Annotated in this window: 17 protein-coding genes and 1 pseudogene; all 18 read left to right on the top strand. The window is 65.7% G+C overall.

The genetic code is table 11. The annotated features are described in order from the left end of the window. Positions 1-433: pseudogene (locus DU478_RS23025) on the top strand (hypothetical protein); the annotation flags it as partial. Then, complete coding sequence (locus tag DU478_RS20595) at positions 430-1632, top strand: SEL1-like repeat protein (RefSeq protein ID WP_114512751.1); 1203 nt, start codon at positions 430-432, stop codon at positions 1630-1632. The pseudogene DU478_RS23025 and the gene DU478_RS20595, both read left to right, overlap by 4 nt. Before the next feature lie 122 nt (positions 1633-1754). Beyond that, positions 1755-2180: a hypothetical protein gene (locus DU478_RS23020; RefSeq protein WP_158545826.1), complete on the top strand. Its 426-nt coding sequence runs from the start codon at positions 1755-1757 to the stop codon at positions 2178-2180. 49 nt (positions 2181-2229) lie between these two features. Continuing rightward, positions 2230-3414 carry a tail fiber domain-containing protein gene (locus DU478_RS20590; protein ID WP_158545825.1) on the top strand — a complete coding sequence of 395 codons (1185 nt, stop codon included), beginning with the start codon at positions 2230-2232 and terminating at the stop codon, positions 3412-3414. Positions 3415-3973: 559 nt separating this feature from the next. Beyond that, positions 3974-5227 (top strand): hypothetical protein, encoded by a 1254-nt coding sequence (locus DU478_RS20585; RefSeq protein WP_114512749.1) that lies wholly within the window; start codon positions 3974-3976, stop codon positions 5225-5227. A gap of 106 nt (positions 5228-5333) precedes the next feature. Next, positions 5334-6539 carry a hypothetical protein gene (locus DU478_RS20580; protein ID WP_114512748.1) on the top strand — a complete coding sequence of 402 codons (1206 nt, stop codon included), beginning with the start codon at positions 5334-5336 and terminating at the stop codon, positions 6537-6539. Between the two features lie 49 nt (positions 6540-6588). Beyond that, positions 6589-7812, top strand: a complete 1224-nt coding sequence (locus DU478_RS20575) for a hypothetical protein (protein ID WP_114512747.1) — start codon at positions 6589-6591, stop codon at positions 7810-7812. Between the two features lie 74 nt (positions 7813-7886). Further along, a complete protein-coding gene (locus DU478_RS20570) occupies positions 7887-9212 on the top strand; it encodes a hypothetical protein (RefSeq protein ID WP_114512746.1) in 1326 nt (441 codons plus the stop codon). A gap of 84 nt (positions 9213-9296) precedes the next feature. Further along, positions 9297-10544 (top strand): hypothetical protein, encoded by a 1248-nt coding sequence (locus tag DU478_RS20565; protein ID WP_114512745.1) that lies wholly within the window; start codon positions 9297-9299, stop codon positions 10542-10544. 39 nt (positions 10545-10583) lie between these two features. Continuing rightward, positions 10584-11855 (top strand): hypothetical protein, encoded by a 1272-nt coding sequence (locus DU478_RS20560; RefSeq protein WP_114512744.1) that lies wholly within the window; start codon positions 10584-10586, stop codon positions 11853-11855. A gap of 38 nt (positions 11856-11893) precedes the next feature. After that, a complete protein-coding gene (locus tag DU478_RS20555) occupies positions 11894-13192 on the top strand; it encodes a hypothetical protein (RefSeq protein WP_114512743.1) in 1299 nt (432 codons plus the stop codon). Between the two features lie 149 nt (positions 13193-13341). Further along, positions 13342-14586, top strand: coding sequence for a hypothetical protein (locus tag DU478_RS20550; RefSeq protein WP_114512742.1), 1245 nt, complete (start codon positions 13342-13344; stop codon positions 14584-14586). 147 nt (positions 14587-14733) lie between these two features. Next, on the top strand, positions 14734-15882 hold the full coding sequence (locus DU478_RS20545; RefSeq protein WP_147276393.1) for a hypothetical protein: 1149 nt from the start codon (positions 14734-14736) through the stop codon (positions 15880-15882). A 286-nt stretch (positions 15883-16168) separates the two neighbouring features. Next, positions 16169-17455, top strand: coding sequence for a hypothetical protein (locus DU478_RS20540; RefSeq protein ID WP_114512740.1), 1287 nt, complete (start codon positions 16169-16171; stop codon positions 17453-17455). Positions 17456-17617: 162 nt separating this feature from the next. Continuing rightward, entirely contained in the window at positions 17618-18991 is a 1374-nt protein-coding gene (locus tag DU478_RS20535; RefSeq protein ID WP_114512739.1) for a hypothetical protein, read from the top strand. A gap of 163 nt (positions 18992-19154) precedes the next feature. Beyond that, positions 19155-20465 (top strand): hypothetical protein, encoded by a 1311-nt coding sequence (locus tag DU478_RS20530; protein ID WP_114512738.1) that lies wholly within the window; start codon positions 19155-19157, stop codon positions 20463-20465. Positions 20466-20596: 131 nt separating this feature from the next. Continuing rightward, entirely contained in the window at positions 20597-21841 is a 1245-nt protein-coding gene (locus DU478_RS20525; protein WP_114512737.1) for a hypothetical protein, read from the top strand. Positions 21842-21863: 22 nt separating this feature from the next. Continuing rightward, on the top strand, positions 21864-23159 hold the full coding sequence (locus DU478_RS20520; protein WP_114512736.1) for a hypothetical protein: 1296 nt from the start codon (positions 21864-21866) through the stop codon (positions 23157-23159). Positions 23160-23199 lie beyond the last annotated feature (40 nt).

Raw genomic sequence — 23199 nt, 5'->3', positions numbered from 1 at the left:
CGCGGCGCGGGCGGGCGACGCACCCGCGCGCGACTGGCTGGCGGCACAGGCCGAGGACGGGCTGCGCGGCGCCCAGGCCGCGCTGGGGGCGCTGCTCCTGGAAACCCCCGACATCACCCCCGAGGACCAGGCCCGCGCCAACGACTGGCGCCGCCGGGCGGCCGAAGCCGGGGATGTCGCCACCCAGGCGCTGCTGGGCCAGGCCTATGCCAGCGGCGCCGACGGGCTGGAGCAGGATTACGTCGCCGCCCATGCCTGGCTCAACCTCGCCGGGGCGGCGGGCCATGCCGAGGCCGCCGAGACCCGCGAGGTGATCGCCGCGCTGATGACGCCCGAGCAGATCGCCGAGGCCCAGGCCCGCGCCCGCGACCTGCATGCCGCCATCCTGGCCCGCACCCCCCGGACGCAGCAGACCGTGCGGGGGAGCGAATGATCCGCGGCCTGCGCTCCGGACTGCTGGCGCTGGTACTGGCTCTGCCGCAGGCGCTGCCCGCGCAGGATTTGGCCGAGCTGCCGCTGGCGGACTTGCAGGCGCAGGCCGACGCGGGCGGGACCGCCGCGCAGATCGCCCTGGGCCAGCGCCACCACGACGGGGCGGGCGTGGTGCAGAACTTCGCTGTGGCCGCCGAGTGGTATGCCCGCGCGGCCGAGGCCGGAAATGCCGAGGCGCAGAACCGGCTGGGGCGCTATTACCACACCGGCCTGGGCGTCGCGGCCGATCCCGCGCAGGCGCGGCGGTGGCTGCGCGCCGCCGCGGACCAGGGCGCTCCGGAGCACCTGCACGACCTGGCCGCGGTGCTCGAGGAAACCGCCGCCGATGACGCCGCCCTGGCCGAGGCGGCGGCGCTTTACGGGCAGGCCGCCGAGGCCGGACACACCCGGTCCGCGGTCAGCCTGGGGATGCTCTACCAGAACGGCCGCGGCGTGGCGCAGGACTTTGCCCGGGCGCGGGCGCTCTACGAAGGACCTGCGGCGGCGGGCGATGCCCGGGCGCAGAACAACCTTGGCCTGCTCTACGTGCGCGGCCACGGCGTGCCGCAGGATTACGACCGCGCCGCACAGCTTTTCGCCGGGGCCGCGGAACAGGGGCTGCGCACCGCCATGACCAACCTGGGCGTGATGTACGAAAACGGCTTTGGCGTGCCGCAAAGCGATGCCGAGGCGGCCCGGCTCTACCGGCTGGGCGGCGCCGGAGAGACGCGGGAAGCGGCGACATTCGTCTACGATCCGCGCCTGGCGCCGCCGCCGTCGGAGCCGCAGGAGATCGCCGCGCTGCGCGATGCCGCCCGGACGGGCGATCCGGTGGCGGCGTTCCAGATGGGCTGGCTGCTGGTGCACCGGGAACCCCCCGGCCCCGCCGACTGGCAGGAGGCGGCGGCGCTGTTCGCCGCGAACGCCGAAAAGGGCCACCCGGCGTCGATGGCCAATCTCGCGCTGCTCTACATCCGCGGCACCGGCGTGCCGCAGGATTACGTGCTGGCGCAGATGTGGCTGGCGCTGGCCGGCTCGGCCGGGTTCGAGGCGGCGCTGCCGCTTGGCCTGGGGCTGCGCGAGCGGATGACCCCCGACCAGATCAACGAGGCCCAGGCCCGGGCCGAAGCGCGCTGGCCGGGTGCGCAGGACACACAATAGACGCAATTAGCGCTTAGCGGTCCACAAATCTTCATGTATGCTTGCGCGGGCATCCGTGCTTCACCAAGGTTCGGTCACAAATCCTGAAGACGTTCGTCCCAAAAACGAGGTTAACCGCTTTCATGTCCCGCCGCATTCTCGGCTCCCTGCTCCTCAGTGTCAGCCTTGCCCTTGCCGCCACCGGTCCGGCGCGCGCCGCCGATCCGATCCAGCAGCACAATTCCAACGCCGTCTGGTTCGAGAACTGGATCGGCCTCAGCAACGCCACGCTGGTGGTCGCCGCCCCCAACGGCAAGATCACCCAGATCTATGCGGAATCCGGCACGCCGGTCTTCGAGCTTGACCGCGCCGATGCGATGGACGGCGTCTACCGCTACGAATTGCGCGCCGCCACCGAGGAACGCCAGGCCATCGTCAACCAGACCGACGAGGGCCGCGGCGACGCGCAGCGCGACAGCACCGCCGTGCCCTATTACAGCACCGGCCATTTCGTCGTCGAACGCGGCGCCATCATCACCCCCGAAGAGATCACCGAAGAAGAGGGCTGAGCGCCCGCCCCGACACGCAGCATCACATATTTCATCAAGGAGATTTCCGATGACCCGTTCCCTCAAAGCCTTTCTTGGCACCAGTGCGCTGGTGGCCATGGCCGGCATGGCCAGCGCCGACCAGGTGTTCACCGACGACGTGATCATCGACGGCTCGCTCTGCGTCGGCGTCGACTGCGTCAACGGCGAAAGCTTCGGCTTCGACACCATCCGGCTCAAGGAAAACAACCTGCGCATCCGCGCCTTCGACACCTCGTCCTCGGGCAGCTTTCCGACCGTCGACTGGCAGATCACCTTCAACGACAGCGTCAACGGCGGGCAGAACAAGTTCTCGGTCGACGACCTGGACACCAGCCGCACGCCCTTCACCATCGAATCCGGTGTGCGCTCCAACCAGCTGTACCTGGCCGACAACAACAAGGTCGGCTTCGGCACCTCGACGCCGGTGGTTGATCTGCACGTCAAGCAGGGCAACACCCCGACCCTGCGGCTGGAACAGGACGGATCGAGCGGCTTTGCCACACAGACCTGGGACCTCGCGGGCAACGAGACCAACTTCTTCGTGCGCGACGTCACCAACGGCAGCAGGCTGCCGTTCAAGGTGTTCCCCAACGCCCCCACCAACGCGCTGATCGTCGAAGGCAGCACCGGCGATATCGGCCTGGGCATCCAGAGCCCGACCGCCGCCGTGCATATCAACCGCAGCACCGGCAGCGCCCTCGATGCGCTCAAGATCGTCAACAACGGCGGCTCCTTTATCACGATGGAGAACACCGCCGCGGGCACGTCGTGGTTCTTCACCCATCAACAAACCGGCAACAACGATTTCATCATCGCCGACGCCGTCGCCGACGGGGCCGAGCTGACGCTGACTTCGGGCGGCAACCTGATCATCGCCGGCACGCTGACCCAAAGCTCGGACAAGAACGCCAAGATGGCGATCGAACCGATCGACAGCCACGAGGTGCTGGCCAAGGTCAGCGCCCTGCCGCTGAGCAGCTGGACCTACAAGCACGATGCCGACACCGGCGCGCGCCATATCGGCCCGATGGCGCAGGATTTCCACGCCGCCTTCGGCACCGGCTACAACGACACCACGATCTCGACCCTGGATACGTCGGGGGTGGCGCTGGCGGCGATCCAGGCGCTGCATGCGCAGACCTCCGAACAGCAGGCGCTGATCGCGACGCTGTCGGCCCGGCTGGAATCGCTCGAGGCGCAGACCGCCGACTAGGGTCAGGACCCATTAATCCTGCACCGTCAGTTTGGCAGATTTTCTGTCCTGCAACGACCAATGCTGCCGAAATAGTGCTTCTATTTCAAAGCATTGAGAGGCAGCAGGGCGGGAAATCCGCCAAATCCTTCGGACGCCTCGAAATGCACGCTTTCAGCCGCTCGGCCCGCTTGCCAAGGCAGCCAGCCTTCCCGGCGCGTGCCAAACATCTGAATTCGCGCATTTTGAGGCGCTGACGGTGCAGGAGTAATGGGGCCTGACCCTAGAGCGTCTTGCCTTTGACCTGGACCGGGGTGCATCGCTTGACGCGTTGACATCTTCGATTTCAGGCAGCGTTGCGTGATGCAGGGTCACCGCGAAACGCCTTGATCGCCCCCGTCGCCGGGGCAGGCGACCGGAACGCCGCGCGGGACCTTTCGCGCGGCGTTTTGCGTGCCGCAGACCCGGCCGCCCGCCTCTCAACTTTGAGTTGTTAAACTGGACACAAGCGGCCGCGGGCACCTAGACTTTTCCGCATACCGCCCCGACGGGGATGCATTTTCCGAAGAAGGATTTACCGATGACGCTTGATTTCCGCCCCCTCTGTCTGTCCCTGGCGGCCCTCTGCCTTGCCGCCGCCCCGGCCACGGCGCAGAACATCACCGGAAACGATCTGACGCTGTCGGGCGACATCACCCAGAACGGTTTCGGTCCGAACTTCTTCGGCGCCGCCAACAACATCTTCGACGGGCGCGCCTGTATCGGCCCGGCCTGCGACGGGACAGAGCCCTTCGAACAGGGGCCGCTGCGGCTCAAGTGGTCGGAGCCGGACATCCTCTTCGAGGACAGTTCCAGCTCCGGCGGGATTTCCAGCAACGACTGGCGGCTGGTGATCAACGACACCGGCATCACCAAGTTCGCGGTCCAGGACATCGACGGCGGCAGCATTCCCTTCACCATCGAAGGCGGTGTGCGCGACAACGCGCTCTGGCTCGACAGCAGCGACCGCATCGGCATGGGCACCACGATCCCTCAGAACAGCCTGCACATCGTGGGCGACGACAGCCCCGGCATCATGCTTCAGCAGACCGGCGGCTTCGGCAACCAGCGCTGGGAGATGATCGGCAACGAAACCAGCTTCGTCATCCGCGACAGCGACAGCAACACCCTGCCTTTCGTCATCGACGACCAGGCCCCGGACGATGCGCTGGTGGTCGAGGACACCGGCGAGATCGGGATCGGCACCGGCAACCCCACGGCACCGATGCACATCCGCCGCAACAACAACACCGCGCGGCTGCTGGTCGAGGATACGGGATCCTCGGGCGCGCAGGAGCTGTTCAAGCTCAGCAACAACGGCGGGTCCTACTTCACCTTCGAGAACACGAGCGCCGGCACCACCTGGTTCTTCACCCACGAGAACAGCGCCCCCAACCGCTTCATCATTGCCGACGCGGTGGCCGACGGGCCGGAGTTCAGCCTGAACGCGGATGGCGACGTGACCATCCCGGGCAATTTCATCTCGGGCTCCACCACGCTCAACGTGCCGGATTACGTGTTCGCCGATGATTATGCCCTGCGTCCGCTCAGCGAGGTGCAGGCCTTCATCGACGCGCATAGCCACCTGCCCGACGTGCCCTCGGCGGCGCAGATCGCGGAAGACGGCCTCGACATGACGGCGATGCAGATGACGATGCTGAAGAAGATCGAGGAGCTCACGCTCTATACGCTGGAGCTGGAAGCGACCAACCGGGCGCAGGCAAGAGAACTGGCGCGGCTCGGCACGCTGGAGACCCGCCTGACCCGGATCGAGGCGGCGCTGGCTGCCGAGTGACGGTGCATACGCCCCGAGTTTCGCACAATTTTCCCGGCCGGGTGCCGCGTTCGGCCAGGTTTTGGAAGCACGGGCTCCGCGTTCATATCCAGTCGGAGGAGTCACCATGTTCCGCAATCCAGGCATCCTGCCGCTCGCCCTCTGGGCCACTCTGAACCTTGCCCCCCCGGCCCAGGCCGAACAATTCCTGGCCGACGACCTTGTGGTGGACGGCTCCGCCTGCATCGGCGCAGGCTGTGCCAGCGGCGAGACCTTTGGCGAAACCGACCTCAGGCTCAAGCAGGCCGCCATCAGCATCGTGCTCGAGGATACCTCGACCGCGGCCGGCCTTCCGACCACCGACTGGGAGATCAAGGCCAACGACATCGGCAGCAACGGCGCGGAGTTCTTCGTGATCCGCAATCTCGATGCCAATACGGCACCGTTCCGGATCTGGGGCGATGCGCCCAACAACGCGCTGGCGATCGACAGTATCCCGCGCAACGACGATATCGTCGACACCGGGATCGGCATCGGCACCCGCCTGCCGCAAACCAACCTGCATGTGGTGTCATCGGTGCTCCCCATCATCCGGCTCGAACGCGACGGCTCGGGCGGGTTCACCCCAAGCCAGTGGAATATCGAGGCCTCGTCTTTCGAATTCAACGTGAGACGGGAAGACCTCGGCGGGCGCCGTCCGCTGCGCATTCTCGGCGCCGCGCCGGAAAACAGCCTCTATATCGGCTCCATTGGCGATGTCGGCCTGGGCACCAACGCCCCCGCTGCACCGCTGCACGTGACGCGCGCCGATGGCAGCGCCTCGGTGCTGGTCGAGGACACCGGCGGCGCGGGCGCGCAAGAGATGTTCGCGATGCGCAACAACGGCGGGTCGTATTTCACGATGGACAACACCGCCGCCGGCACGACCTGGTTCTTCACGCACGAGAACGCATCGCCCAACCGCTTCATCATCGCCGATGCGGTGACCGACGGGCCGGAACTGACGCTGACGGCGGATGGCGACCTGACCATTCCGGGGCAGCTCTTCACCGCGGGCAGCTGTGCCGCGGGCTGCGACCGGGTGTTCGATGCGGACTACCCGCTGCCCACGATCGCCGAACAGGCGGCACTGATGCGCGAGAAAAAGCACCTGCCCGCCGTCGGCCCCACCCCCGAGGACGGCCCGTTCAACATCACCGCCATGACCGGCGGCATGCTCAACGAGCTGGAGAAGGCGCATCTTTACATTGCGCAGCTCGAAGACCGCGACCGGATGCGCGCAGCACAGATCGCCGCGCTCGAAGCGCGGCTGTCGGCGCTGGAACGCCGCTGACAGCCCCCGCCCCACCCGAAACTGAGACCATGAAGAACTGAGAGACCCGATGACACTGCGCAAAGCGACCCTGATCCTGCCAAGCCTTCTGGCCCTTGCCGCCCCCGCCGGGGCCGAGGTGCTATCGACCACCAACCCGACGATCCGCAGCTTTCTCTGCGTCGGGCCCGGCTGCATCGACCCCGAAAACCCGCTCGGGGACGAACTGCGCCTCAAGGGCAACAGCGTCCGGCTGCATTTCGAGGACGATTCCACCACGGCCGGTCGGCCCACGGGCGACTGGCGGATCATCATCAACGACACGGTCAACGGCGGTGACGATTATTTCAGCATCCAGGATGTCGACGGCAACACCCAGCCCTTCCGCGTCGATGCCGGGGCGCGCACCGATGCGCTGGTCGTCGATGAAACCGGGCGGATCGGCCTGGGCACCGGACTGCCCGTCGAGGATATCCATGTGGTCAATTCCGACACCCCGACGATCCGGTTTGAACAAATCGGCGGCAGCTTTGGCGACCAGACCTTCGATATCGGCAGCAATGAGTTTGGCTTCTTCATCCGCGACGTCAGCGCCGGCGACATCCTCCCTTTCCGGCTGCTGGACGGGGCAGAGGACGGCACGCTGGTGATCGAAACCGGCGGGCGGGTGGGCATCAACACCGACGACTCGATCGGCAATGTCGATGTGCAGGCCATTCTCGACGTCCGGGGCGACGGGCTGTTTCGCGGCACGGAGGCCATGGTCGAGGTCCGCAACACCAGCAACGTGGCCGCGGCGCGCGAGCTGTTCCGGATGGAGAACAACGGCGGCTCGTATTTCACGCTCGACAACACCAATTCGGGGACCGCCTGGTTCTTCACCCACGAGAACAGCGCCCCCAACCGCTTCATCATCGCCGACGCGGTGACGGACGGCGCCGAGATGAGCCTGACCGCGGATGGGGACCTCACGATCCAGGGCCAGCTTTTCACTGCAGGCAGCTGCGCGGCGGGCTGCGACCGGGTGTTCGACCAAGATTACCCGCTGCCCACGATTGCCGAACAGGCCGCGATGATGAAATCCCTCAAGCACCTTCCCGCCGTCGGCCCCACCCCCGAGGACGGCCCCTTCAACATCACCGCGATGACCGGCGGGATGCTCAACGAGCTGGAAAAGGCGCATCTCTATATCGCCGAGCTTGAAGATCGCGTGGCGCAGTTGGAGGCAGAGCGCCAGACGATTGCCACCCTGAGCGCACGGATGACCGCATTGGAGGCCCAGGGCACCAAATAGTCATAGTAATAGGCGGGGCGGGTGTTAACCTTTTGGGAATTCGACACGCGTTTTATCTCAATAGGACTTGCCACATGCCCCGTCTTTTGCCCGCCATTGCCCTTGCCAGCCTGTTGCCCCTGCAGGCCCTTGCCCAGAACGTCATCACCTCGAACACCACGATCCGCGACCAGCTGTGTGTCGGCCCGGCCTGTCTGGATACCGAAACCTACGACGCGGTCTCGGCCACCCTGCGGCTGCGCAGTTTCGCCAACCGGATCGACTTCATCGACACCGACAATGCCTTCCCGGACACCGATTGGCAGCTCAAGGCCAACGACGACACCGGGCCGGACGACCGTTTCATGATCCGCGACCTGACGGCGGGCACGACGCCGGTTTCGGTGCGGGGTGGTGCGCCGGACAACAGCCTTTATGTGGCCCCGGATGGCAAGATCGGGATGGGCACCTTGATCCCGCAGGCCGAGTTGCATGTCGAAACGACCACCCTCTCGGGCATTCGCCTCAACCGCTCCAACGCGGACTTTGGCTTGGGCCAGGCCTGGGAGACGGTCATCTTCAGCAACGGCGATTTCGGACTGTCGGACATCACCAACACAACGACCCCCTTCGCGATGCGGCCCGGCACCCCGAACAACGCGATCTTCCTCGAATTCGACACTGCGCAAATCAACACCGGGCGACGGGATTACAATTTCGAGGTGCGCTGGGATAATGGCACATCATTCTGGGCGGACGGCGGAACCGGGGATATCGGCATGGGCACCTTGACCCCCACCGCGCCGCTGCACCTGCAGCGCACCAACGGCACGGCAGAGGTGCTGGTGGAAAACACCACCGCCAGCCCCGCGGGTGCGCGCGGCCTTTTCACCATGCGCAACAACGGCGGGTCGTTCTTCACGCTCGACAACACCGATGCGGGCACGACCTGGTTCTTCACCCATGAAAACGCATCCCCCAACCGCTTCATCATCGCCGACGCGGTAGCCGACGGGCCGGAGTTCACCCTGACCGCGGGCGGCGACGTGACCATTCCGGGCAACTTCATCTCGGGCAATACCACGCTGAATGTGCCGGATTACGTGTTCGAGGACGGCTACGCGCTGCGGCCGCTGTCCGAGGTTGCGGCGTTCATCGGCACCAACCGCCACCTGCCCGAGGTGCCTTCGGCGGCCGAGATCGCGGCGCAGGGCCTCGACATGACCGACATGCAGATGCGGCTCTTGAAGAAGGTCGAGGAACTGACGCTCTACACGCTGGAGCAGCAGGAAATCATCGACACGCAAAAGCGCCGGTTGCAGGCGCAGGAGGCCGAAACCGCCGATCTGCGGGCGGAACTCGCGGCCCTGCGCGGGCTCGACGCACGGCTCGCACGGCTCGAGGCCGCGGCGGCGGAGTGATCGCGGCCAGCCGCGGTTTGCTTTGCCGCATGAGCGGTCTCGGCTATGCTTGATCGGGTATTCCAGCCGACCCGAGGATTTCCGATGACCGACAAGCTTTGCCTCCTGCCCCTCTGCCTTGCCCTCGCCCTGCCCCTGCCCGCCCTCGCCCAGACCGTGCTGTCGGGCGATCACAGCGTGGACGGCCGTCTGTGTGCGGGCATCGACTGCACCGGCTCGGAAAGCTTCAGTGGCAGTCTGAAGATCAAAAGCAGCTTTCCCCGCCTCATTTTCGAGGACAGCAGCAATGCCCCCGCGCCCACCAACGATTTCGCAATAGAGACCAACATCTCCGTCGGCGAGTATTTCGCCATCGAGGATGTCGAGACCGGGCGCGATCTGCTGCGGCTTGAGGCGGGCGCGCCGGAAAATGCGATCTATCTCAGCAGCTTTGGATGGCTGGGGCTGGGCACCAGCATTCCGCAGGACCGGCTGCATCTTGTCGGAACCGGCGGCAATGTCATCATGCGCCTGACCGCAACCGGCGCAGGGGGCGATACCTCGTACCAGATGGGCGTTGACAGCGGGGGCTTTCTGCTGACCGACACCGTCGCCACCCCCTTTGCCATCGACACCGGTGCCGACGATGATGGGGTCGTTCTGCGCGACGGCGAACTTGCTGTGAACCAGGGCAATTCCGGCTACGATTTCAGGGTGCGGAACGATGCGGGCGAGGCGGCGCTGTTTGTCGATACTGCCGCCGGAGACCTGGGCATGGGCACCGACACGCCCACCGCGCCGCTGCATGTCCTGCGCAACGACGGCACCGCCTCGGTACTGGTGGAAAACAGCGACAGAAGTCCCCCGGCGTCACGCGAGATGTTCGCCATGCGCAACAATGGCGGATCGTATTTCACGCTCGAGAACACCCGCGCCGAGACGAGCTGGTTCTTCGTCCACGAAGACGCCGCGCCCAATCGCTTCATCATCGCCGACGCGGTGGCCGACGGGCCGGAACTGAGCCTGACCGCCGATGGCGTGCTGACCGTGCCCGGCGGGTTTGTGGTGGGCGCCACCACGCTGAATGTGCCGGATTATGTGTTCGAGGCGGATTACGCCCTGCCTTCCCTGTCGGAGGTCGCGGCCTTTATCGACGCCAACAGGCACCTGCCGGATGTGCCATCCGCCGCCGATGTGGCGCGCGACGGGCTTGATCTGACGCAGATGCAGCTGTCGCAGCTCAAGAAGATCGAGGAGCTCACGCTCTATACGCTCGAACAGGAGGCGCGGCTCGAGGCACAGGCGCGCGAGATTGCGGATTTGCGCAGGCTGGTCGAAACCCTGCTAGAATAGGCGCATTGCACACCTGATCTGCCAAGGAAATATTAGACCATGCATCGTATCGCGTATCTGCCTGCTCTTCTTCTCATGCTCGCCGCCCCGGCAGCTGCACAACCCGTCGGAGAATTCAGCGACCTGACCGTAACCGACGATCTGGACGTGGGCGACCGGCTCACCGTCGGCGGCAGCATCGTCCAGCCCGCGCCGGGTCCGCTGGTCAACCACTTCCGCGGCAACCGAAACTTCTTCGAAGGCTCCGCCTGCATCGGGTTCGGTTGCGACGAGGCCGCCCTGGCCGTGTCCACGACGACATCGCTGCAGATACGCGGCGCCGAGCCGCGGCTTATCTTCGAGGACACGTCCGTGACCGAGCCGAACCGCGCCTGGCAATTCCGGGCGAACGACACGGCGGCGCCGCGCGGTGTCTTCCGCATCATGGACCGCGACGCCCTGACCACGCCTTTCAGCATCGAGGGCGACGCGCCGACCAACGCGCTGTGGATCGGCACGAACGGCGTGGGGTTCGGCACCTCGATCCCGCAGGCCGATCTGCACGTGGTCTCGGGCCTGACCGAAAAGCTGCGCCTGCAAGAGGCGGGGTCCGGCGCGGACTGGTCGCTGATCGTGGCGACGAACGGCATGGGCTGGTTCGACCGCGACAGCACCGGCGGCGGCACCTTTCCCTTCGCCATCCTCGAAGGCGCGCCCGACGATGCCTGGGTTCTGACCGGCGCGGGCGATGTGGGCATGGGCACCGCCACCCCCGACGCATCGCTGCACATCTCGCGCAATGACGGCACCGCCGCGCTGCGGGTGGAAAATGCCAGGTCCAGCCCCCCGGCCCCGCGCGAGATGTTCGCGATGGTCAACAACGCGGGCTCCTATTTCACGCTGGAGAACACCCGCGCCGAAACCAGCTGGTTCTTCGTGCACGAAGACGCCGCCCCCAACCGCTTCATCATCACCGACGCGGTGGCCGACGGGCCGGAGATGAGCCTGACCGCGGAGGGCGACCTGACCATCCCCGGCCAGCTTTTCACCGCGGGTTCCTGTGCCGCGGGCTGCGACCGGGTCTTCGATGCGGATTACCCACTGCCCAGCATCCCCGAACAGGCCGCGATGATGCGCGCCAAGAAACACCTTCCCGCCGTCGGCCCCACCCCCGAGGACGGCCCCTTCAACATCACCGCCATGACCGGCGGCATGCTCAACGAGCTGGAAAAGGCGCATCTCTACATCGCCGCGCTGCACGCGGAAAACGCCGCCCAGCACGACCGTATCGCCCGGCTCGAGGCGCTGGTCGAAACGCTGGTCGCCCCCTGACCGGGGAGCAGAGACAAACATAGCCGGAAAGGACCGTCATGACCCAGCCGACCCCGTGCACAGCATCCCGCAGCTTCCCCCCCACCGCCGCTCTGGCCGCCCTGCTGCTGAGCCTGGCCGCCGCCGCCCCGGCGCAGGAGGCGGTGTTCGGCGAAGGCGTCGACATCTCCGATCTGGACACCACCCAGGCCGATCTCTTCGTCACCGGCGACACCGTGCTCGACGACAGCGTCTGCATCGGCAACGCCTGCGTCGAGACCGAGAGCTTTCCCGAAGAAACCCTCCTGCGGATCACCGACGACGACATCCGGGTCGAATTCATCGACACCACCCCCGGTGCCAGCCCCTTTCCCGGCAACGACTGGGCCTTGCTGATCAATGACATCGTGTCGGGCGGGCTCGACCGGTTTTCCATCGCCGATCTCAACGACGGCACAGTGCCCTTCACGATCGAGGCGGGCGCGCCCGACAATGCGCTCTGGATCACCGAGTTCGGCAACGTGGGGCTGGGCACGATGTTTCCCCGTGACGAGCTGCATATCACCAGCGCGACGTTTCCCGCCGTCACGCTGGAACAGGACACGTCGGGCGGGTTGCCGGCGGCGGACTGGCGCATTTCGGGCAGCCACAACGGCCTGGCCATCGCCCAGGACCAGTTTGCCGTGTTCAGGCTTCAGCAGAACGTGCCGCCGGGATCCTTCGTGATGGAATCGAACGGCGATCTGGGGCTGGGCACGGGCGTCGGCGTCGGCGGCCCTGCCGCGGCCCCCCTGCACATCCTGCGCACCGACAACAGCGCGCGAGTGCTGGTCGAGGATACGGGCGCGAGCGGAGCGCAGGAACTCTTCAAGCTCTCGAACAACGGCGGGTCGTATTTTACCTTCGAGAACACGGATGCCGGCACCACCTGGTTCTTCACCCATGAGAACAGCGCCCCCAACCGCTTCATCATCGCCGACGCGGTGGCGGACGGGCCGGAGATGAGCCTGACCGCGGAGGGCGACCTGACCATTCCCGGCCAGCTTTTCACCGCAGGCTCCTGTGCCGCGGGCTGCGACCGGGTCTTCGATGCGGATTACCCACTGCCCAGCATCCCCGAACAGGCCGCGATGATGCGCGCCAAAAAGCACCTTCCAGCCGTCGGCCCGACGCCCGAGGACGGCCCCTTCAACATCACCGCGATGACCGGCGGCATGCTCAACGAGCTGGAGAAGGCGCATTTGTATATCGCCCGGCTGCACGACACCGTCGAGACCGAGCGCGCCCGGAACGCCGCGCTTGCGGCGCGTGTCGCACGGCTTGAGGCGCTGATCGGGGCGGGCGCGCCAAAGCGGTGACCCGCCCGGCGCGAAAGGTTTGTCCGATCCGGAAAATGTCCCTAGGATTGTGACATGCGGCCCTGCCCCCCGGTCTGCCGCCCGTTGTTTTTGAAACCGGATTGAGGATGCGTATGATCCGGGGGCCTCGTCATAACTGGAGATCACGCATGCCTTTCAACCGTCTGCTTTGCACATCGCTTCTGTGCCTGCTGCCCGCCGGGGCCGCTCTGGCCCAGGATAACTTCACCAGCGGTGTGACGATTTCCGACGGCGACGCGCCGAATTCTAATCTTGCCGACCTTTTCGTCGAAGACAACACGGTGCTGAATGCCTCGACCTGCATGGGCAGGGACTGCGATATCGCCGAAACCTTCGAGTCAACTACCCGGCTCGCGATCAAGGATATCGAGCCCGGCATCCTTCTCGAAGACACGTCGCCGACCGGGTTCCCGAATGGCGACTGGCGCATTCGGATCAACGAGAACCTGGCCACGGCCAGCGGCGGGCTGAACAAGTTCACGATCAGGGATGCCACCAACGGCACAACGCCCTTCACCATCGCGTCGTTCGCTCCGGACAACACGTTCTATGTCAGCGGCGGCGGCAATATCGGCTTTGGCACGATGCTGCCGCAAAGCTCGCTGCACATCGTGAGAGCCTCCAAGCCCCAGATCCGCCTGCAAGAGGTCGGCGGCGGCGGCACGGCCAACTGGGTTATGCAGGGCAGCGACACGGAATTCACGCTGTTTGATTTCGAAACCCCCTCTCTTCCGCTGCGCGTCCTGGAAGGGGCGGAATCCTCGACCCTGCTTCTGGGACAGGACGGCCGCGTCGGCGTCGGGCTCGACACGTTCAACGGCACCGCCGTGGCGGCCAAACTCGAAGTGGCGGGCGACGGGCTCTTTCGCGGCGACGATGCCACGATGGTGGTGCGCAACAGCGCCGCGGCCCCGGCGGCGCGCGAACTTTTGCGCCTGGAAAACAATGGCGGCTCCTACATGACGCTCGACAACCAGGAGGCCGGCAAGAGCTGGTTCATCGTACATGAAAACGCCGATCCGCACCGCTTCATCATCGCCGACGGTGTGAACGACGGCCCGGAACTGGAACTGTCCGCGGGCGGGGACCTCACGGTGCAGGGCAACTTCATCTCGGGTGCCACGACGCTCAATGTGCCCGATTACGTCTTTGGCCCCGACTACGCGCTGCGGCCGCTTGCCGAGGTTGCGGCGTTCATCGGCACCAACCGCCACCTGCCCGAGGTGCCCTCGGCGGCCGAGATCGCGGCGCAGGGCCTCGACATGACCGACATGCAGATGGCGCTTCTGAAAAAGGTCGAGGAACTGACGCTCTACACGCTGGAGCAGGAGGACCGGATCGCCCGGCTCGAGGCGGCGCTGGCCGGGCGCTGACCCGGTCTTGCGGCGGCGGACGGGCCTGGCCGGGACCACCCGGACAGAATTGACACCTTGACCCGTCGCCGCACGGCACCGATGATTTCTCCATTGCAGGAGATCCTGCCCTTTCAAAGAGTCCGTTTTTCGACAGGAGCATTACAGATGACACGATTTTCCCCGCGACTTTCCCGGAGTCCCGCCGCCGTGGCGGCGGCCCTGTGCCTGCTGGCAACGACAGCCGGCGCACAGAACGTGATCAACTCGAACACCACGATCTACAACAGCCTCTGCGTCGGCTTCGACTGCGCCAACAGCGAAAGCTACGGCGCCGACACGATCCGCCTGAAGGAAAACAACCTGCGGGTCCATTTCGACGACACGTCGAGCGCGGGCAGCTTTCCCAACCAGGACTGGCGGCTCGAGGCCAATTCCAACGTCAACGGCGGGGGCGAGTATTTCCGCATCGTCGACGCCACCGCCAACCGCAGCGTCGCCACCTTCGAGGCCAACGCCCCCAACAACGCGCTGGTGATCGACAGCGGCGGCCGCGCCGGGTTCGGCACCGCCAATCCGGTGACGGAACTGCACACCAGCAACGGCGACACGCCCACCCTGCGGCTGGAACAGAACACCTCTTCGGGCTTTGCCGCGCAGACCTGGGACCTGGCCGGCAACGAAACCAGCTTCTTCCTCCGCGACGCCTCCAACGGCTCGACCCTGCCGTTCCGGGTGCGCCCGGGCGCGTCCAGCAATGCGCTGGTGGTCGACGAGGACGACAACATCGGCATCGGCATCCTCAACGCCACCGCCGCGGTGCATATCGCCCGCAGCACCAACGCAGCGCTCGATGCCGTCAAGATCGTCAACAACGGCGGGTCGTTCATCTCGATGGAGAACACCGATGCAGGCGCCGGGACGTGGTTCTTCACCCATGAGAACAATGCGCCCAACCGGTTCCTGATCAGCCATTCCGACGGCGGTCTGCAATTCGCGATGGACCGCGACGGCAATGTCGTGCTGTCGGGCGATCTGACCACCACGGGCGCTGTCTGCGGCGCCGGCTGCGACCGGGTCTTCGATGCCGACTATCCGCTGCCCAGCATCTCCGAACAGGCGGCGATGATGTACAGCAACCGCCACCTGCCCAATGTCGGCCCCACCGACGAGGACGGGCCGTTCAACGTCACGCAGAAGGTGGCCGGAATGCTGAACGAGCTGGAGAAGGCGCATATCTACATCGCCGAACTGCACGGCGACATCGACACGCTGTCGGCGCGGCTTGAGGCGCTCGAGGCGCAGAGCGCCGACTGATCCCGCCCCGGGGCCACACCGCCGCGCGGTGGGTGTGGCCCCGGGCCCAGACATACGTCCGGCAGGCCATGGGCCGGGAGGCGCCTGACGCCCGCATCGCCGCCGACGGCCCCCCGCAGCCACGACGCGGGTGCGCCGGGCACGGTTCAGCCATAGCGTGCAATCCTGCAAAAGCCTTCTGACATCAGGCACATCGTGCTATCCAGAGGGTCATTTTGATCGCGCCGCGGTCCGGCAGGGGTCAGCGGATCGCGCCGGGGCAAGGCGCCCTCTGCCGGAGCCTTTGATGCCAAGATCCCTTTTCCCCGCCGCCGCCGCGCTTTTGCTCATGGCCACCGCCGTCCCCGCCCAGACCGTGCTGCCGGGCGATCACAGCGTCGATGGCGATCTGTGCGTCGGCGGCTCTTGCACCGGATCCGAGGTCTTTGACAGCGATCTGAACGCGCAGCTCAAGGTCAAGGGCTCGGGCATCGGCATCGTGTTCGAGGATACCGCCGGCACCTCGGTGAACGACTGGGCGCTCAAGGCCAACGCCCCGTCCGAGGATTCGTTCTTCATCGAGGATCTGACCGGCGGCACCGTGCCGTTCAAGGTGCTTGGTACCGCGCCAAACAACAGCCTTTATGTGGCCGCCAATGGCGATGTGGGGATTGGCACGTCGATCCCGGCGGGACGGTTGCATGTCGAGACGACCTCGGGCACGGGCATCCGGCTTAACCGGTCCAACACCAGCGTCGGGCCGCAGGCCTGGGACAGCTTCATCGACCCGAACGGGGTATGGGGCCTCTTCGATGCCACAAACGGCACGGCCCCTATCGCCGTCCGGTCCGGGACACCGAGCAATTCGCTGTTCCTTGCGGCCACCACTGCCATCTTCAACGGCACCTTTCAGGATTACAATTTCGATGTCCGCGCGCAGGGCAGCGGATCGCTGATCTTTGCCGATGCGGGCACCGAGCGTGTGGGCATGGGCACCGACACCCCCGCCGCGCCGCTGCATGTGACCCGCGACGACGGCAGTGCCGAGGTGCTGGTGGAAAACACCCCCCTCAGCCCAAGCGCCCCGCGCGGCCTGTTCACCATGCGCAACAACGGCGGGTCGTTCTTCACGATGGACAACACCGCCGCCGGCACCACCTGGTTCTTCACCCATGAACAGGCCGCCCCCAACCGCTTCATCATCGCCGACGGCGTCACCGACGGGCCGGAGTTCAGCCTGACCGCAGGCGGCGATATCACGATCCCGGGCAGTTTCATTTCCGGGGCGACCACGCTCAACGTGCCGGATTACGTCTTTGACGACGGCTATGCCCTGCGGCCGCTGTCGGAGGTGGCCAGCTTCATCGACGCGCATTCCCACCTGCCGGATGTCCCCTCGGCGGCGCAGATCGCCGACACCGGGCTGGACATGACGGCAATGCAGATGGCGCTGCTGAAAAAGGTCGAGGAGCTGACGCTTTACACGCTGGAGCAGGAGGCCCGGCTGGCCCGCATGGATACGCTCGAGATGGAAAACGCCGCTCTCTCCGCACGGCTGAAACAGATCGAGGCAGCGCTCGCGATCGGGCGATAAACCCGTCAAAGGCGAACGCGCGCCGGACCGATCCACCTCGACGCGCCACACGGCGCGCGAAGGCCCGCACCTGTCTTGACGCGCCCGCCGCAGCTGATCCACCTTTGATCAAAAACGCTTCGCGCCTTGCGTGACTGGACCAGTACAGAATTGGATTTTCAAATGGCTTCCACCTCCCGAACCTTTTTCGCCTCGCAACCGCTTTTTGCCCTCGTGCTGGGTGTGTTCCTGCCGGCATTGCCCGCCACGGCCCAGGACGTGCTGCAAGACGGCTCTTCCGTAGACGGCAGCTTTACGGTCGATCAAGACCTGGTGGTCAAAGGCGATACCCGGACCGACACGCTCGAGGTGGACGGGCTGGCCACGCTGGACAGCCTGTCGGTGCGCCTGCCCATCAGCCAGGGCGCGCAGATCGGCACCAACGATTTCAACGCCGGGCTGTCGCTTTTCGACGGGCAGGTCTGTATCGGATCAGAGTGTAACGACGCCTCTGTCGGTCAGCCGGCAAACGCCGCGCTGAAGCTGCGCGCACGCCGGCCCGGCATCCTGTTCGAGGATACCGACACCAACCCGGTGGGCAACGGGCGCGATTGGCGGCTGGCGCTCAACGACACCATCCCCGGTGGATTTTCGCGGTTTTCGATCCAGGACGCGGAGTCGGGCCGGGTGCCTTTTACCGTGCAGGGCGGCGCGCTTGAAAACACCCTCTGGCTGGGCGGCAGCCATTTCGTGGGCATCGGCACAACCTTTCCCGATCAATCGCTCGACATTGTGTCGAACGTGGGCACCGGCACCGTGATCGAGATGCAGAACACCGCGCTGGCGGGCAACGTGATCTATCACCTGGCGGTCCGCGCCGACGGCGAGTTCCAGGTCTTCGACCGGGGCTGGCTGACCGCGCCCCTGCGCATCCAGCCCAATATCGGCGACGACCAGCTGGTGATGACGGCGCAGGGGGTGGGGTTCGGCACCGACACGCCCGCCGCGCCGCTGCACCTGCAACGCACCGACGGCAGCGCCGAGGTGCTGGTGGAAAACACCGCCGCCAGCCCTCCCGCCGCCGCGCGCGGCATGTTCACCATGCGCAACAACGGCGGGTCGTTCTTCACCCTCGACAACACAGATGCCGGGACGACCTGGTTCTTCACCCACGAGAACAGCGCCCCCAACCGCTTCATCATCGCCGACGCGGTGACCGACGGGCCGGAGTTCACGCTGACGGCAGAGGGCGATATCACGATCCCGGGCAACTTCATCTCCGGATCCACGACGCTCAACGTGCCGGACTATGTGTTCGAGGAGAGGTACGATTTGCGCCCCCTCTCGGAGGTCGCCAGCTTTGTCGCCGCGAACAGACACCTGCCGGATGTGCCTTCGGCGGCGGATGTGGCCCGCGAGGGGCTCGATGTGACACAGATGCAGATGGCCTTGCTGAAAAAGGTCGAGGAGCTGACGCTTTATACGCTGGAACAGCAGGCGGTCATCACGGATCAGGCCGCGCGGCTGGCACTGCTGGAGCAGCGGCTGGCCGAGTAGACCGGTGCGGTGCGGGCGACGGACCGGGGCCACAAAGCTTTGACAGGGCAGCCTTTTGTGCCGTTAATCTTGTCCGGCGGCCCGTCCCTGCGGCGGGCCGTCATTTCAAGACCCAATTTGCCGATGTCGGACCCCTGTCCCACGGACGCCAAGGAGCATAGTCATGATACTGTCCTTTCCCGCACGAGCCGCAGCCCTGCTTATCGCCGCAACCTGCGCCTCGCCCGCCCTGGCGCAGGTCACCATCCATCCCGACGACACCGTCATCCAAGGCGACCTGACCGTCCAGGTGCCTTCAACAGGCGCCGGCAATCCCATTGAAGGCAGTCTATATGTCGAGGACGACAGCACCATCGACGCCAGCCTGTGTCTGGGCAATTCCTGCTCGACGTCGGAAAGCTTTGCCAACGAGGTGACGCTGCGGTTCCGCTATACCGAGAACGCCATCGAGGTCATCGACACCTCCAGCTCCAGCAACCCCGACCGCGACTGGACGTTGATGTTCAACGACAACGACACCGCGACGGAAATGTTCGCCGTACGCGACGACACCCAAGGCACCATTCCCTTCACCATCGTGGGCGGCGCGCCAGCCAACGCGTTCTGGATGGCCGCCAGTGGCGATATCGGCCTGGGCACCTCGATCCCGCAACAGGATCTGCATATCCTTGCCAATGCCTCGCCCGCCATCCGGCTGGAACAGACCGGTATCGACGTTTTGGGCGAGCCAAGGTCGTGGGACATCCTGGCCAACAACAATTTCGGCATCAGCGATGTCACCGCCGGCACCGCGCCTTTCGGAATCGAGGGCGCAGCGCCCAGCTTCGCGCTCCGCATCGAAACGAACGGGGCCATTGGCATGGGCACGCCCAACCCTGCCGCCGCCCTGCATGTGCAGCGCACCGACAACACCGCACAGGTGCTGGTCGAGGATACCGGGTCCTCGGGCGCGCAGGAGCTGTTCAAGCTCTCGAACAACGGCGGGTCGTACTTTACCTTCGAGAACACCAATGCCGGCACCACCTGGTTCTTCACCCACGAGAACAGCGCCCCCAACCGCTTCATCATCGCCGATGCGGTGACCGACGGGCCGGAGTTCACCCTCACGGCAGAGGGCGACCTGACCATCCCCGGCCAGCTTTTCACCGCGGGTTCCTGTGCCGCGGGCTGCGACCGGGTCTTCGACGCGGGTTATCCTTTGCCGACGATCGCCGAACAGGCGGCGATGATGCGCGCCAAGAAACACCTGCCTGCCATCGGCCCGACGCCCGAGAACGGCCCGTTCAACATCACCGCCATGACCGGCGGCATGCTCAACGAGCTGGAAAAGGCGCATCTCTACATCGCCGAGCTGCATCGGGTGGTGACCGCCCAGGCCGGAGACAAGACCGCGCTCGAGGCGCAGCTGGCCGCCCAGGACGCGCGGATCGCCCGGCTCGAGGCGCAGATCGGCGCGCTGTTGGCGCGTCCCTGACGGGCATCCCGATGTGACAGAGGCGTCAAACGCCCCTAGACTGGCGCCGTCCGCCCCCCGGGGGCGGGCCTTTGACCAAGGATTTTTCACACCGCCGCCGAGGCGTCCGTTTCCAGCAAGGAGATACTGCCGTGCCCGTTTTCCCGCTTTTCCGCCCCGCCGGCCCTGCCCTGGCGCTGCTGCTCTCCGCGGCCCCCGCCATGGCGCAGGACCAGATCATCAACGGCGATCTCGATCTCAACGGCAGCCTGCATACCCAAGACAACAGCGTGATCCAGGGCTATCTCTGCCTCGGCGACGACTGCGCCAACACCGCCGCCGCGCAGAGCTTCGACATCAACTATCCGCTCAAGTTGTCCTATAGCCGCGTCGCCATCGAATTCGACGATCAATCCGTTTCTACACATCCCAGCCGCCACTGGGGGTTGCTGGTCAACGACGCGGACTCCTATTCGGGCGGCGGTATCGACCGCTTTTCGGTGCATGATTTCGACGCCGACAGAACCCCCTTCACCATCCTGCCCGGCGCGCCCGACAACAGCTTCTGGCTCAACGGCTCCGGACGGCTGGGCCTGGGCACCGCCATGCCGCTGGCCCAGCTGCACCTGGTCGGCGGATCGACCGCCAGCTTCCGGATGCAGTCGACCGGCAGCCTGGCAGGCAACTGGGACATCCTCAGCAACAGCCTCAACTGGTTTCTCAAGAATGTCGACGACAATGAAATCCCCGTCGTGGTGCGCGCCGGGGCCGAAAACGGCAGCCTCTATATCGATGACAACAGCGCCATCGGCTTTGGCACCGACAACCCCGCCGCGGCCCTGCATGTGCAAAAGAACGACGGCAGCGCCGGCCTGCTGGTCGAGAACCTGATCAGCTCGCCCCCGGCGGTGCGCGAGATGTTCGCGATGCGCAACAACGGCGGGTCGTACTTCACGCTCGACAACACCGCCGCCGGCACGACCTGGTTCTTCACCCATGAAAACAGCGCCCCCAACCGCTTCATCATCGCCGATGCGGTGGCCGACGGGCCAGAGATGAGCCTGACCGCGGATGGCGACCTGACCATCCCGGGCAATTTCATCTCCGGCGCCACCACGCTCAACGTGCCGGATTACGTCTTTGGCCCCGATTACGCGCTGCGGCCCTTGTCCGAGATCGAAACCTTCATCGCCGACAACCGCCACCTTCCGGATGTGCCGTCGGCCGCGCAGATCGCCGACACCGGCCTCGACATGACCGCGATGCAGATGGCGCTGCTGAAAAAGGTCGAGGAGCTCACGCTCTATACGCTGGAGCAGGAGGCCGAACTGACTCGCCTGCGCGGGATCGAGGCCCGCCTCGCCCAGATTGAAACCCTCTTGCAGACCACCCGCTAAGCCCGGTGCCGGAGAACGTGAAATGACCTTCAGACATCTTTTCGCCACCACGCTCTGCCTGCTACCCGGCCTGGCCGGCGCCGAGGTCCTGTCCGACACGAACCCCACCATCCGCAACAATCTGTGTGTGGGCAATGCCTGTGCGGCCGACGAAAGCTTCAGCAGCGATTTCAACCAGATCAAGCTGAAGAGCGCCGTGAACCGGATCGAATTCGAAGACATTTCGACAACCACCGGCTTTCCCACCGCCGACTGGGCGCTGCAGGCCAACGAGATCCTCAGCGGTCAGCGCGATCAGTTCATGCTGCAGGATCTGACCAACGGCACCACCCCGCTGACCGTCAGCGCCGCGGCCCCCACCAACGCGTTTTTCGTGGCCCCCGATGGCGATATCGGGCTGGGCACGTCGCTCCCGCAGGCGCGGCTGAATATGGTGACCGCCACCAGCTCCGCGATCCGGATCGACCGGACGGACATCGGTGCGGGTGGGGGGCCGAGCTATGAGATCGGCATCGAGGATTTCGGGAATTTCGCCATCAAACGCCCGACCAGCGAAGAGGGGATATTCTCTCTGAGTGCCGGTGCGCCGGACCTGACGCAGGTTATCGGAACCTCCGTCACCTCGTTCAACACCGGGCGGCACGACTACGATTTCGAGGTTCGAAGCCAAAGCCTCGCCCCGCTGATCTATGCCGATGCGGGCACGGCCCGTGTCGGCATCGGCACCGGGACACCCGCGGCCCCGCTGCACGTGACGCGCAGCAACAACACCGCGGGCCTGCTGATCGAGGACACCGGCGCGTCCGGCGCGCAGGAGATGTTCAAACTGTCGAACAACGGCGGGTCCTACTTCACCTTCGAGAACACCGCCGCCAACACCACCTGGTTCTTCACGCACGAAAACAGCGCCCCCAACCGCTTCATCATCGCCGATGCGGTGGCGGACGGGCCGGAGATGAGCTTGACCGCGGAGGGCGACCTGACCATTCCCGGCCAGCTTTTCACCGCAGGCTCCTGTGCCGCGGGCTGCGACCGGGTCTTCGATGCGGATTACCCACTGCCCAGCATCCCCGAACAGGCCGCGATGATGCGCGCCAAGAAACACCTGCCGAACGTCGGCCCGACGCCCGAGGATGGCCCCTTCAACATCACCGCCATGACCGGCGGCATGCTCAACGAGCTGGAGAAGGCGCATCTCTACATCGCCGAACTGCACGCGGACCTGGCGACGCAGCGCAGCGAAAACGCCGCGTTGAAAGCGGTCCAAAACGATCTGACCCTGCGGCTCGAAAAGCTCGAAGCGCGCTTCGCGGACTGATCGGACGGCTGTCAGCCGTGTTGCGAAAATAGCACGCTCA

Origin of the sequence: Thalassococcus profundi, from assembly GCF_003344785.1 — a bacterium.
Taxonomy (GTDB): Bacteria; Pseudomonadota; Alphaproteobacteria; order Rhodobacterales; family Rhodobacteraceae; genus Puniceibacterium; species Puniceibacterium profundi.
The sequence above is the reverse complement of the archived record's forward strand: the minus strand, read 5'-3'. Positions and strand labels throughout refer to the sequence as shown.

Bases quoted from the DNA above. Each gene is read 5' to 3' on its own strand.
- DU478_RS20595 (WP_114512751.1), top strand. From the start codon at position 430: ATGATCCGCGGCCTGCGCTCCGGACTGCTGGCGCTGGTACTGGCTCTG.
- DU478_RS23020 (WP_158545826.1), top strand. From the start codon at position 1,755: ATGTCCCGCCGCATTCTCGGCTCCCTGCTCCTCAGTGTCAGCCTTGCC.
- DU478_RS20590 (WP_158545825.1), top strand. From the start codon at position 2,230: ATGACCCGTTCCCTCAAAGCCTTTCTTGGCACCAGTGCGCTGGTGGCC.
- DU478_RS20585 (WP_114512749.1), top strand. From the start codon at position 3,974: ATGACGCTTGATTTCCGCCCCCTCTGTCTGTCCCTGGCGGCCCTCTGC.
- DU478_RS20580 (WP_114512748.1), top strand. From the start codon at position 5,334: ATGTTCCGCAATCCAGGCATCCTGCCGCTCGCCCTCTGGGCCACTCTG.
- DU478_RS20575 (WP_114512747.1), top strand. From the start codon at position 6,589: ATGACACTGCGCAAAGCGACCCTGATCCTGCCAAGCCTTCTGGCCCTT.
- DU478_RS20570 (WP_114512746.1), top strand. From the start codon at position 7,887: ATGCCCCGTCTTTTGCCCGCCATTGCCCTTGCCAGCCTGTTGCCCCTG.
- DU478_RS20565 (WP_114512745.1), top strand. From the start codon at position 9,297: ATGACCGACAAGCTTTGCCTCCTGCCCCTCTGCCTTGCCCTCGCCCTG.
- DU478_RS20560 (WP_114512744.1), top strand. From the start codon at position 10,584: ATGCATCGTATCGCGTATCTGCCTGCTCTTCTTCTCATGCTCGCCGCC.
- DU478_RS20555 (WP_114512743.1), top strand. From the start codon at position 11,894: ATGACCCAGCCGACCCCGTGCACAGCATCCCGCAGCTTCCCCCCCACC.
- DU478_RS20550 (WP_114512742.1), top strand. From the start codon at position 13,342: ATGCCTTTCAACCGTCTGCTTTGCACATCGCTTCTGTGCCTGCTGCCC.
- DU478_RS20545 (WP_147276393.1), top strand. From the start codon at position 14,734: ATGACACGATTTTCCCCGCGACTTTCCCGGAGTCCCGCCGCCGTGGCG.
- DU478_RS20540 (WP_114512740.1), top strand. From the start codon at position 16,169: ATGCCAAGATCCCTTTTCCCCGCCGCCGCCGCGCTTTTGCTCATGGCC.
- DU478_RS20535 (WP_114512739.1), top strand. From the start codon at position 17,618: ATGGCTTCCACCTCCCGAACCTTTTTCGCCTCGCAACCGCTTTTTGCC.
- DU478_RS20530 (WP_114512738.1), top strand. From the start codon at position 19,155: ATGATACTGTCCTTTCCCGCACGAGCCGCAGCCCTGCTTATCGCCGCA.
- DU478_RS20520 (WP_114512736.1), top strand. From the start codon at position 21,864: ATGACCTTCAGACATCTTTTCGCCACCACGCTCTGCCTGCTACCCGGC.